Here is a 12813-nt window from a genome sequence, read left to right on the forward strand (position 1 = left end):
TTTTTTTATGCCTTGTTTTTTTTAACATTCTTGGTTCATGCCTACACGAACCAAGATGGAATCTTACTCCTATCCATACTATCATAATTTATACACAAGTCAATCCTATTGATTAATTTTGTTATCCTATCATTTTTTTAACGTACTCATTTTCTAACCCAATCGCTTTTGCATTTTTAACACTAAAAGTTTATCATTGTTAGTTCAAAGCATAACAAATATTTAACACATGGTCTCATTTAACGAATTTTCTACTGTACCAAGCCTATTACGTAACGTAGTAGAAAATATTCATCAACCTGAAGAAACTTTTTTAATTCACAAGAAAAACACAACTTGGGAAGAGATTTCTTTTAAAGACACTTTACAAAGAGCAGATTCAGTTTCTGCCTTCTTCTTAGCCAAAGGAATTGTAAAAGGAGATCGATTAGGGCTCATGATCGAAAATTCGCCAGAATATGTTTACTATGATCAAGGGATCCAACAGATCGGCGTCATCAATGTGTCTATCTATCCAACCCTATCAGAGCATGAAGTTGCTTATATCATTAATGATTCTGGAATAAAGGCAATTTTGGTAGGCAATCCTTTCTTATTTAAAAAAGTATTAAAAGTTGCCGACAACTGTCAAGAACTCAAATATATTATTCCAACATTTGCTGGTTTCGAGAAAATTAGTATTCCTGAAGATACCAATCTCGAAGTAATTGATTTCAACACCATCTTACAACAAACCGTAAGTGAGGCAGAACAACAAGAAATTACCAAACGTAGAGCAGAGGTACTCCCTACAGACATTTCTTCGTTAATTTATACCTCTGGCACCACAGGAACACCCAAAGGTGTAATGTTAACGCATAACAATTTTGTAGAAAATGTAAATGTTTGTCTACAACAGATTCCTGTGATTGACGAAACTGAGACATTTTTATCATTCTTACCACTTTCGCACGTTTTTGAGCGTACCGCTACTTACCATGTATGTTGTGCTCAGGGCTGTAAAATTGCATTTGCACAAAGTTTAGAACTATTGGCAAAGAACATGGGTGAAGTTAGGCCAACTGTGATGTCTTGTGTACCTCGCTTGTTAGAACGTATTCACGACAAAGCCATCAAATCTGGTACAGCTGGTGGTGGTTTAAAAGCAAATATCTTTACCTGGGCTTTAGAAACAGGAAAAAATTATCGCCAAACCAAAGAAGCAGGGAAAAACCCAAGTTTGATTTTAAGTACAAAAAAAGCAATTGCAGAGAAGTTGGTATTTAGCAAAATCAAAGAAAAAACTGGTGGTCGATTGAAATTTATGATTTCTGGTGGTGCTGCCCTACCCAAAAATGTGGGCGAGTTCTTTGGCGACTTGGGTATTAAAATATTAGAAGGATTTGGTTTAACTGAAACTTCGCCTGTAATGTCTGTAACCGAATACCATCGTCAGGTTTATGGAACTGTGGGACGTGTTATTCCTGGTATTGAAGTGGGTATTCAAGATGTAGAAAGCAAAGCGATCATCAATATCCAAACCCACCATACCTTTAATGAAGATTTTGAATGTGCAGAGGGTGAAGTTATTGTACGTGGGCATTGTGTAATGAAAGGTTATTTTAATAAACCAGCAGAAACTGCCGAAGCCATAGACAAAGACAAATGGTTTCATACCGGTGATATTGGCCGTTTTTACAAAGGCAACCTCCAAATTACTGATAGACTTAAAAATATGATCGTTAATGCTTATGGCAAAAATGTATATCCAACACCAGTTGAAAACATCTATTTAAAAAGTCCTAAAATTGATCAGCTGTTCTTAATTGGCGATAAACGTGAGTTCATTACAGCCATTATCATCCCTAATAAAGAGACTTTACAAGAAACCTTCAACTTAACTGAGGCATTCTTTCAAGAAGCCGATGATTTTATCAGAAATCCGGAAATCATTGAATGGATCGCAAGTGATATCAAAAAAATCTCTAACGAATTGGCAAAATTTGAACGTATCAAGAACTTTAAGATCAAGCGTAATCCATTTAGCATTGATGAGGGTGAGATTACCCCTACCATGAAAGTCAAACGTCGTATAGTAGAAAAGAAATACCTTGAGGCCATCAATGAGATGTACCAAGAAGGTGTTGAGGCTGACTAGTTCTTCATCATTGCGAGGCACGAAGCAATCTTAGCATTACTTTTCATTTAATAGTTTCTTTATAGCTAATAACTAAAAGGAATGTCAATATTGAGCTCGCATTTATTACCACAAACGCTAGTAAATCATTACTTTTGCAAAAATATACGATAAATGAGTACAGGATTATCAGAACAGGAATTATTACGTCGCGATTCATTAAAACAGCTTCGCGAACTGGGTATTGACCCTTATCCTGCAGAAGCTTATGAAATTAATGCCAATGCAGCAGACATTTTAGCCAACTACGAAAAAGATAAAACAGCCTATAAGACCATTAGCCTTGCAGGCAGAATTATGGGGCGTAACATTATGGGAGCAGCATCTTTTGCTGAACTACAGGATGCTACAGGCCGTATCCAGATTTATCTAAAGAGAGATGAGCTTTGTCCGGATGAGGATAAGACGCTTTATAACACTGTATTTAAGAAACTATTGGATATTGGTGATTTTATCGGAATCAAAGGATATGTGTTTACTACACAAACTGGCGAAATTTCGATCCATGTTACCCAATTTACCGTACTTTCTAAATCATTACGTCCACTACCTATCGTAAAACGTGATGACGATGGAAACGTTTATGATGGATTTACCAATCCAGAATTGCGTTACAGAATGCGTTATGTAGATCTAACGGTTAATCCTGATTACAAACAGATCTTTATCAACCGCTCTAAGGTAATCAATACCATGCGCAACTATTTCGATAGCCAAGGCTGGATGGAGGTTGAAACCCCTATTTTACAGGCGGTACATGGTGGTGCAGCTGCTCGTCCTTTCGAAACGCATCACAATACTTTAGATATGCCTTTGTTCTTGCGTATTGCCAATGAACTTTATCTAAAAAGATTAATTGTTGCAGGTTTTGATGGCGTTTACGAGTTCGGAAAAATGTTCAGAAATGAAGGTATGGACCGTACACACAATCCAGAGTTTACTTCAATGGAAATCTATGTGGCCTATAAGGATTATATCTGGATGATGGGCATGGTAGAAGAATGTTTGGAAAAAATCGCAACCACCATCCATGGGCAACCAGTAGTTAAAGTTGGGCAGCACGAAATTAATTTTGCCGGACCATACGAGAAATTAACCATGTATGAGTCTATTGAAAAATATACGGGTATTGATGTTTCTGCAATGACTGAAACTGAAATTGCCGGAAAATGTAAAGAATTAGGTATTGAGATTGACGATTCAATGGGTCGTGGTAAACTGATTGATGAATTGTTCAGTGAGAAAGTTGAAGCAAATTTAATACAGCCTACCTACATTACCGATTATCCTTTGGAAATGACTCCATTGGCTAAAAAACACCGTAGCAAAGAAGACTTGGTTGAGCGTTTCGAGCTATTTGTAATGGGTAAGGAAATTGGAAATGCTTACTCAGAACTCAATGATCCAATTGACCAAAAAGAACGTTTTGAAGAACAATTGAAATTAGCTGCCAGAGGTGATGATGAGGCGATGGCCATGGATGATGATTTTGTTCGTGCATTAGAGTACGGAATGCCTCCAACTTCTGGTCTGGGAATTGGTATCGATCGTTTGGTGATGTTGATGACCAATCAATCAACCATTCAAGAAGTATTGTTCTTCCCGCAGATGCGTGCTGAGAAAAAAGCCAAAGTAACCACAGATCAAGATTTTGTAGATGCTGGTGTAGCTGCAGACTGGGTACAGGTGATCCGTAAAATGGGTTTCAACACCGTTGAAGAGCTGAAAGCTGGAAATCCGAACAAAGTATTTAACGATTTAGGTGGAATGCGCAAAAAACTAAAATTGGAATTGGCCATGCCTACAAAAGATGAGGTAACGGCTTGGTTCTCTTAACATAAGCATAACAAAAACTTAAAGGCTTACTGTATTAAATACGGTAAGCCTTTTTTAATTTTAGGCCGTTGCTAAAATAATATATTTATGAATAGTTCAAGCTTAGAAATTACCGAGAACCAATATTGTATCAAACTGAGTAAAGATGCATTTGACCTTTCACTTGTTCGTCAACTCATCAAACGCATACAGGCAGAAGAATTATTCTTCAATCGTAAAAATGATAACCTTGATGATGATATCATCAGTAGAAATGGTTCAGAGTACGAAGAAAACTTTGATCGTTTGTGCGATAAATAGTAGGAAATTCTAAATAGTAAGTTTTAAGTAATAAGTTCTAAGTTTTACGTTGTAAATGTTGATTTACGATTACGTAAAACTTAAAACGTACAATTTCTTATTTCTTAACGACTATAACGAACTTGTTGTTGTTTATCCATTAATCCCATCTGATCTTTCATTTGTTTGATCTGATCGGCCAATAACTTGTTTTTATCCGCTTTTTTGGCTTCAGTCAAATACATTTGAGCTTCTCTCTTATTTCGTTTACCCATGGCAATACCTGCTAAACTTAATTTAGCTAAGGCCACATTATGATCCATGTGTAAACCTAAACTTAGAGCCTGTTTGAAATACTTTTCAGATTTCATTGGTGCTTTTCTAGATTCGATCAATCCAATTAATAGATTGTAATAACCATGCTGAACTCTATTCAGTTCTTTTTCGTAATTTTTGATCCTTCCCAAAAAGGTTTCGGCTTTAGCCATATTGTCTTTACGCAAAAACCATTGTGCAATTAACATGTTCTCATTGTAAAAATAAGTGATGAAGATGAAGATGCTTAGAAAGATCAAAAGTATCCCCCAGCCCCAAAAACTGAAGATCATTAGTGCAATAGCAGCACCCACAAAAGCAAAACCTATAATAAGACGTAGTAAATTTGGCATAGTTATAAAATATTTGTGCAAATATCGTGTTTATATACCAAAAAATAGATTTAAAATTTATAATTTCAACAAAAATTAAACTCAAAACTAACGCAAGCCTTACCCATAAAATTAAACCATTTACACAAAAGGTACTCTTACCAACACAAAATTATTCAACATGAGAAATATATTTACTGCCCTTATTTTATTATTCGCCATCAATGCTGGCGCACAAGAATTGAACAAAAAATTTGAAGACCCAAATAGACACAAACAAGTGATGTTAAACCTATGTACAAGAGAAGGAATTACCAGCTTTGCCGAGTTTAAAGAAAGCTACGACCCGAACTATAAAGCCTATGTACCCGATTCTACCGCTTTACCAGAATTGAGTAAACTATTGAAAGGCAAAAAAATCACCATCGTTTTAGGTACTTGGTGTGGTGATAGCAAATTTCAGGTTCCACATTTTCTAAAAATTATGGATGCCCTAAAAATAGCTGAAGATAAAATTACTTATATCGCTGTTGATGGATCAAAACATGCAGAAAATGGATTGATCGACAATATGAAAATTACCAATGTACCTACTTTCATCTTCACCGACAAAAAAGGTGTTGAAGTTGGCCGAGTTACAGAAAGACCAATTGAAACGTTAGAAAAAGACATGATTAAAGCGTTAGCTGAAGCGAAAACAAAATAAAATGGCTACTGCTTTAGAACCTGGATGGCTAAAAGTTTTAGGTCCAGAACTAGAAAAACCTTATATGAAGGAACTTAAATCCTTTTTGCTTGAAGAAAAGCAAAAAGGATTTACTGTTTATCCCAAAGGCTCAGATATATTCAATGCCTTTAACCACACCCCTTTTGATCAAGTTAAAGTAGTTATTTTAGGTCAAGACCCTTATCATGGCCCAGGACAAGCGCATGGTTTATCTTTTTCTGTGCAGAAGGGTATCACCGTTCCACCTTCTTTAAAAAACATGTATAAAGAATTGGCAGCGGAGTTTAAAGACTTTAAAATTCCAAACCATGGCAATTTAACAGCTTGGGCAGATCAGGGCGTATTGCTACTCAATGCAACGTTAACGGTAAGAGCCCATGAAGCCGGTTCGCACCAAAACAAAGGATGGGAAAATTTCACCAACCATGTTATCGCCGAACTGTCGGCACAAAGAAGTGGCCTCGTATTTTTACTTTGGGGCAGGTTTGCACAACAAAAAGAAAGCTTGATCGATACCAACAAGCACCACGTACTGAAAGCAGCACACCCTTCTCCTTTTTCTGCCTACAATGGGTTCTTTGGTTCTAACCACTTTGCTAAAACTAACGAAATCTTAACTCAAGAAGGCTTAAGCCACATTCATTGGCAAATAGAAGATTAATCTCGCTTTTACCATCTAAGACATCTTAGAAAACCTAAGTATTTATTGAAATAATAATTATATTAGTCTATCCCTATTGATCAATTTAAAATAATTAAATATGATTAATAAAGCTTTTTTAGATGATCTAGAGTATAGGGTTACTGGTGCCTGTATTGAAGTTCATAAAATATTGGGCCCTGGTTTACTTGAAAGCATTTACCATCAATGCTTAGCTAGAGAGCTTCAAGTAAGAGATATAAATTTCAGTTCTGAATGCAAGATCCAGATTGTATATAAAGGTACACTAATTGATAGCTCATTAAGAGCGGATCTATTTATTGAAGACTGCTCGGTACTCGAATTAAAAGCAATTGATAACATTCTTCCTATTCATGAGGCTCAAATTCTAACTTATATGCGAATTCTAAAGGCGCCAAAGGGACTTCTTATTAATTTTAACTGTACAAATATTATCCAATTTGGCAAAAAGCCTTTTGTAAATGAATTTTACCACCCATTTTTAGAATGATAGTTTAAACTAAGATGTCCTAAGATTTCTTAGGTGGTAAAATTTTATTCAAAATTAATACTCCAAAGGCACAATCGGCTCTTTTTTGGTGGTAGACATGATCATCATGGTCTGGAAAGTTTTTACTACAGATATTTTGCTGATCTTATCCATAATTAAACGTTCGTAGGCTTTAATATCATTGACATAAACTTTCAATAAAAAATCTGCCTGACCTGTAACGTGATGGCATTCAGTAATTTCATTGATTTGATTTACCTCATCTAAAAAAATCTGAATGGTATTGTTTTTATGAAAGTCTAATTGTACTTGGATAAAAGTTTTAATTCCTAACCCCAATTTTTCTTCATCAACTAATGCATGGTAGCTTTTAATATAACCTGACATTTCAAGTTTGCGCACTCTTTCTAAAGTTGGAGCTGGCGATAAGCCAATCTCTTGCGATAAAAGCAAATTGGTAATCCTACCGTTTTCTTGTAAAAGTTTAAGGATTTTAAAATCGGTTTTGTCTAATTCTGTGGCCATAAATATTTGTGTTGTTACCCAAAGGTAGGATACTAACGCTACTTAGCCAAATTTTATTCTACAAACTCACAATAAATTTACTTTTTATTTTACAATATAATTTTTAGATTTGTCTAAATTTATAGTTAGACTAACAAAAATGCAATCTTACACCGAAGAGAATTATCTTAAAATAATTTACCACTTATCAGTAATCAGTAATCCTGTTCAAACCAATGCCATTGCCGAGCGCATCCAAACTAAGGCCGCATCGGTAACGGATATGTTGAAGAAACTTTCTGAGAAAGAACTGGTTGATTATGTAAAGTATCAAGGTGTTACTTTAACTGAAAAAGGAAAACTAACTGCGATTAGCATTGTAAGAAAACATCGCCTTTGGGAAGTTTTTTTAGTAGAGAAGCTCAACTTTAAATGGGATGAAGTTCATGAAGTTGCAGAAGAACTAGAACATATCAAATCTACTTTATTGGTAGAACGTTTAGATGAATTTTTAGAGTTTCCAAAAGTAGATCCTCATGGTGATCCCATTCCGGATCAATATGGAAATTTTGCAGATTTATCTTTTGTAAAATTGAGCAAACTCAAAGTAGGCGAAAGAGGGACAATTACAGGGGTAAGTGAACACTCCTCTCCTTTTTTAAGGCACTTAGAAAAATTAGGATTAACCTTAGGCAAAAAGATAGAAGTATCTGAAATTATCGATTTTGATGGCTCTGTAGAACTCTTAATCGATCAGCAAAAATTAAACATCAGTAGAGAAGTAGCTAAACATATCCTAATTAACAAGTAAATATGAGCCAGAAGCAATCTTTAAGCGAAGTACACGAAAGTGTAGCCACAGATAAACGTAAAGGTTGGAGAAGGTTAATGGCCTTTATAGGCCCTGCCTACTTGGTTAGTGTAGGTTACATGGATCCTGGAAACTGGGCCACAGATATAGCTGGAGGTAGTAAATTTGGCTACCAACTGATCTGGGTATTGTTAATGTCTAATTTGATTGCCCTCTTATTGCAATCGTTAAGTGCCAGACTAGGTATTGTTCGCGGATTGGATCTGGCCCAAGCTTCTCGAAATGCCTATCCAAAATGGGTTAATTTTCCGCTCTTTATTTTGGCACAGACTGCAATTATTGCCTGCGACTTGGCCGAAATTATTGGAATGGCGATAGGTTTAAATCTCTTATTTGGTTTGCCCTTAATCTGGGGAATTTCCATTACCATTTTTGACACCGTATTGTTATTGTTCCTGCTCAACAAAGGAATGAGAAAAATGGAAGCATTTATAGTTTCTATGGTGTTTATTGTAGGTATTTCATTTTTGATAGAAATGTTTATTGTAGAGCCTTCTTTAAAAGAAATTGCAAAAGGATTTGAACCCTCTATGTTATCTGGCGAAGCTTTATACATTGCCATTGGTATTATTGGCGCTACCGTAATGCCACATAACTTATACCTACATTCTTCTTTGGTACAAACCAGAAAGTTCGAAAGAGACAACAAAGGCATTAAAGAAGCTATTAAATTTAATTTTATTGATACTGCGGTTGCCTTAAACCTTGCTTTTTTTGTGAATGCGGCAATTTTAATCTTAGCTGCTGCTGCCTTTTTTAAAAATGGTTTTCACGAAGTTGCAGAGATCCAAGATGCACACCGATTATTGAGTAATATCTTCGGTAATGTAGCTCCTGCCCTTTTTGCCATTGCTTTAATTGCAGCCGGACAAAGCTCTACTGTTACTGGTACCTTAGCCGGACAAATTATTATGGAAGGGCACTTGAACCTAAGGATACAACCTTGGCTACGTAGGTTAATTACACGTTTATTAGCTATTGTTCCTGCATTTTGTACCATTTTATTTTTTGGCGACGATGCACTGGGAGGCTTGTTGATCTTAAGTCAGGTTGTTTTGAGCTTACAGCTAGGCTTTGCCATTATTCCATTGATCCATTTGACCTCTGATAAAAAGGAAATGAAAGACTTTACCATTAAAACATGGGTAAAAGTATTGGCCTGGATGAGTGCCGTAGTTATTATCAGTTTAAACATCAAATTGGTGATAGAAGAGATCAATACTTGGATAGCAGCGGCAGATGGTTGGTACATCTACGTAATTGTAATTCCAATGGCCATTTTAATTGGTTTATTACTCCTCTATATTTTTGTTTATCCGCTAATCAGTAAAAAGCAAAGAGTGGGCAATATCCCACATGGCAATGCTTTAGAAATAGCACATATTGAGAAAATCAATTACAAAAAAATTGGCATTACGGTAGATTTCTCTGCGAATGACCGAAACACCATTCGACATGCCTTAATCCAAGGTGGAAAAGATGCACATTACCATTTGATCCATGTTGTAGAAACAGCAGCAGCACGCTACCACGGAAAAACAGTAATGGATCACGAAACACAATCTGATACTGAAAATCTTGAAAAATATCAGCTGAATTTAGCTGAGCTAGGTTACAAGGCTACACCACATATTGGTTTCGGTGGTACAGCAAAAGCCATTGCCGAAATCAGCAACCAAAACCATATTGAATTATTGGTAATGGGGGCGCATGGGCACAAAGGTTTAAAAGATTTGATTTTCGGAACTACTGTAGATTCGGTCCGTCATAAAGTAACGATACCTGTATTAATTGTCCGTTAGTTTTTATTGGTAAAATGTTTCAATACCTCAATCAATTCATTTGCTTTCACAAATTCATGTTGTTGATATAAAATTCTGTTTTGACCATCTAAGATACAACTGGTTGGAAAAGCTAGTTTTCCATTTTGGTTGCCAAGTGCAAAAGCCAAATCATGCACCCCCTTATTGGCCTTGAACTCAAATTTTTGATTGGCATAGGTAATTGTCGATTTTTCTTCTGCATCCAATCGTACAAAATAATACTCATCCCTCAATAGCTTAGCAACAGTTTTATCTTTAAATACCACCTCATCCATCGCTTTGCAATAACTGCACCAATTGGTATGTATAAACACAAAAACCGGTTTAGGTTTAAGCTTTTGCAAACTATCTAATTGATTAAAATGAATAGCTGTCTGTTGTGCTTTTACAATTGATGCACAACAAAGCAATACCATGGTGATTATTATTTTCATTTGTTCTTTTTTTATTTCAACCATAAGCCCCCTAACTTTATTGGTTAGAGGGCCATTGCTCATTAAAAATTATTTTATCGTTAACCGTACACCTAAAAAACCTCTAATACCTTGATTTGGTGCATAAACATAACTTGGATCAAAGGTTAAACCATAAGGATTATCTGCCGTTGGAATAACTTGGCCACCTGCATTGAACTTAACATTTTTATCGAAGGGATCGTTTGCTCTGGCAATGATAAATGGGGTGCCTTTATTTGGTGTAAAATTGAGTAAGTTTTTTACCCCACCATAAATTTCAATATTTTTAAATCCATCATAAACCAATTGAATGTTCTGGATACTCCAGGTTGGCGAATAAGGCCTACGTGGATCCAAATCGCCTAACAATGGCAAACGCATCGGACTATAGACATTGCCTGTATAATCAATACCTAAGTTCAATTGATTAATTTTGTAAGATATAGCCCAAGTACCAGAAAATTTCTCAGTCAATATTTGCTGCTGTTTGATGCCTTTCTCTACAAAACCGACATCTTGATAGGTTAAACCCGCGGTAATCTTTAGCCCAGAACTGAAAGCTACGTCAACATTGGCCGTTAAACCTTTACTTACCGCATGCCCATCCAAATTATCGTATCTGATTTCATTAGGATTGGTATCAAAATCGCCTATAATCCGATTGTTGAAATAGGTATAAAAGGCCGAAAGATCTAAACCTACAAACGATCCATTTTTTAGATAGATTTTTTTCAGGAAGTTTAAATTTACATTATAGGTACGTTCTGGTTTTAATTCATTACTAATTACCACTTCTCGAGCACCGGTTAATGCTGCATGGTCTTCCGTAAAAATATTCACTACCCTAAAACCTGTACCTGCATTTAATCTGATAATATTTTTTTCATTGACACTCCATTTATAGGCCAATCGAGGTGTAAATATATTTCCATGAACGGAGTTGTAATCGTACCTCAAGCCCGCCAAAATAGAATGGGTTTTGGCTACCTTAATCTCATCTTGAATAAAAATACCGGGTAAAAATATTTTTTCAGGACTATTCACCAAATCTTTTGAAGCAGTTGCCGGAGTATTGTCGTCGTAATAAGTATAACGCAAAGCTGTACCGATCAACAAGTCATTGATTCCAATCTTTTTATCCCAGGTTAGCTGACCAAATGCAATTTTCTGTTGTGCAATATATGATGTAGTTCCATATCTACTGTCTTGGTCATGGTCGGTAAGTGAAAAAGCCAAAAATATCTTTTCTTCAATAGGAAGTTGGTAGTTACCAATCAGTTCAAATCTTCTGGTATAAATGCTTTCACCATAACGTTGATCGCCACCCCTAAATGATTTGTTCCAATTCATTTCGCCTCCCCAGCGGTCTTCATATAAATATCGCCCTGCTAAAGAAAACAACCTGTTCTTTTTACAGTCGATGTTCCATTTCTGGAATATTGAAATTCGGTCTTGAAGTGTCACATCCGTAAATCCATCGTGGTTATGGTCTACCCTGTTTCCAAATTTAAAATAATTGAGGCCTGTTAAAAAGGATACTTTTTTATTCAAATTGAGCTTAAATCCCAAATCGGCATTGTACTCTCCATAACCTGTTGCCATGGCATCTGCAGAAAATAAGGCTGCATTTTGCACCTTTTTGGTAATGATATTGATCAACCCACCAACGGCCTCACTTCCATAAAGCGAGGAAGCGGGGCCTTTCACCACCTCAATCCGTTCAACCAAAGCATTCGGAATGCCTGATAAGCCATAAACTGTAGATAAGCTACTCACAATTGGCATTCCATCTATCAATACCATGGTGTATGGACCCTCTAGCCCGTTGATATGGATATCACCCGTATTGCAGATATTGCAATTGAGCTGAGGCCTTACGCCATTTACATTTTGCAAAGCGTCGAATATGCTGGGTGTAGGGTTCTTTTTAAAGAATTTTGCTGTATAGATTTCAACCGGAACTGGACTTTCGAGTCTATTCACCTCTTTTTGTGTTCCGGTTACGACCACTTCATTTAAGTTTTCATCTAAAGACTCCAACTTTAGCTGGGCCAGAGTAGTATCTTTTTTCAAGTCGAGTTTGACAGTCAAACTTCGATAACCAAGCATACTTACTTTTAAATAATAGATGCCAGCTTTTACTTTATCTAGGGTAAATTTTCCAGCACTATCTGTAATTGTGGTGCGTTTAAGCTCCAACAAAGAAACTGTTGCTTTTTGAGCAGGCTCATTGGTGGTTACCAAACCCTGTACTTTAAACTGCTGGGCTTGAGCTTGATGAAATATAAAAATGAAAAGAAATAAGAGTATGATTTTTTGCATG

At 36.1% G+C, this 12813-nt stretch carries 12 protein-coding genes; 8 read left to right on the forward strand and 4 right to left on the reverse strand.

Features of this window, described 5'->3' with window-relative positions; genetic code table 11:
* Nucleotides 1-229: 229 nt before the first annotated feature.
* The 3 genes from AQF98_RS19880 (at nt 230) to AQF98_RS19890 (ending at nt 4312) form a co-directional block, all read left to right on the forward strand.
* A complete protein-coding gene (locus tag AQF98_RS19880) occupies nt 230-2137 on the forward strand; it encodes a long-chain fatty acid--CoA ligase (protein ID WP_055133725.1) in 1908 nt (635 codons plus the stop codon).
* A gap of 153 nt (nt 2138-2290) precedes the next feature.
* Nucleotides 2291-4012: a lysine--tRNA ligase gene (gene lysS, locus AQF98_RS19885; RefSeq protein WP_055133726.1), complete on the forward strand. Its 1722-nt coding sequence runs from the start codon at nt 2291-2293 to the stop codon at nt 4010-4012.
* Between the two features lie 87 nt (nt 4013-4099).
* Nucleotides 4100-4312 (forward strand): hypothetical protein, encoded by a 213-nt coding sequence (locus tag AQF98_RS19890; RefSeq protein ID WP_055133727.1) that lies wholly within the window; start codon nt 4100-4102, stop codon nt 4310-4312.
* Between the two features lie 104 nt (nt 4313-4416).
* Here the strand turns inward: AQF98_RS19890 and AQF98_RS19895 are convergent, their stop codons facing one another.
* Nucleotides 4417-4959 (reverse strand): hypothetical protein, encoded by a 543-nt coding sequence (locus AQF98_RS19895; RefSeq protein ID WP_055133728.1) that lies wholly within the window; start codon nt 4957-4959, stop codon nt 4417-4419.
* Nucleotides 4960-5119: 160 nt separating this feature from the next.
* On the opposite strand from AQF98_RS19895, the gene AQF98_RS19900 reads away from it, so the two are divergent.
* From AQF98_RS19900 to AQF98_RS19910, 3 genes are all read left to right on the forward strand, one after another.
* On the forward strand, nt 5120-5644 hold the full coding sequence (locus tag AQF98_RS19900; RefSeq protein WP_055133729.1) for a thioredoxin family protein: 525 nt from the start codon (nt 5120-5122) through the stop codon (nt 5642-5644).
* 1 nt (nt 5645) lies between these two features.
* Nucleotides 5646-6326: a uracil-DNA glycosylase gene (ung, locus tag AQF98_RS19905; RefSeq protein ID WP_055133730.1), complete on the forward strand. Its 681-nt coding sequence runs from the start codon at nt 5646-5648 to the stop codon at nt 6324-6326.
* A 100-nt stretch (nt 6327-6426) separates the two neighbouring features.
* Nucleotides 6427-6837, forward strand: coding sequence for a GxxExxY protein (locus tag AQF98_RS19910; protein ID WP_055133731.1), 411 nt, complete (start codon nt 6427-6429; stop codon nt 6835-6837).
* 54 nt (nt 6838-6891) lie between these two features.
* On the opposite strand, the gene AQF98_RS19915 is transcribed toward AQF98_RS19910, so the two are convergent.
* The gene (locus AQF98_RS19915; protein ID WP_055133732.1) at nt 6892-7362 is read right to left on the reverse strand and encodes an Lrp/AsnC family transcriptional regulator; all 471 of its coding nucleotides are present in this window, start codon (nt 7360-7362) and stop codon (nt 6892-6894) included.
* 139 nt (nt 7363-7501) lie between these two features.
* On the opposite strand from AQF98_RS19915, the gene AQF98_RS19920 reads away from it, so the two are divergent.
* Nucleotides 7502-8152, forward strand: coding sequence for a metal-dependent transcriptional regulator (locus AQF98_RS19920; RefSeq protein ID WP_055133733.1), 651 nt, complete (start codon nt 7502-7504; stop codon nt 8150-8152).
* Nucleotides 8153-8154: 2 nt separating this feature from the next.
* On the forward strand, nt 8155-10014 hold the full coding sequence (locus tag AQF98_RS19925) for an Nramp family divalent metal transporter (RefSeq protein ID WP_055133734.1): 1860 nt from the start codon (nt 8155-8157) through the stop codon (nt 10012-10014).
* On the opposite strand, the gene AQF98_RS19930 is transcribed toward AQF98_RS19925, so the two are convergent.
* Both AQF98_RS19930 and AQF98_RS19935 read right to left on the reverse strand, forming a co-directional pair.
* Nucleotides 10011-10469: a thioredoxin family protein gene (locus AQF98_RS19930; protein ID WP_161805894.1), complete on the reverse strand. Its 459-nt coding sequence runs from the start codon at nt 10467-10469 to the stop codon at nt 10011-10013. The genes AQF98_RS19925 and AQF98_RS19930 overlap by 4 nt on opposite strands.
* Nucleotides 10470-10538: 69 nt before the next feature.
* Nucleotides 10539-12812 carry a TonB-dependent receptor gene (locus AQF98_RS19935; RefSeq protein ID WP_055133736.1) on the reverse strand — a complete coding sequence of 758 codons (2274 nt, stop codon included), beginning with the start codon at nt 12810-12812 and terminating at the stop codon, nt 10539-10541.
* Between the last annotated feature and the right edge of the window lies 1 nt (nt 12813).

The sequence above is a fragment of the Pedobacter sp. Hv1 genome (assembly GCF_001412215.1).
Lineage (GTDB): Bacteria > Bacteroidota > Bacteroidia > Sphingobacteriales > Sphingobacteriaceae > Pedobacter.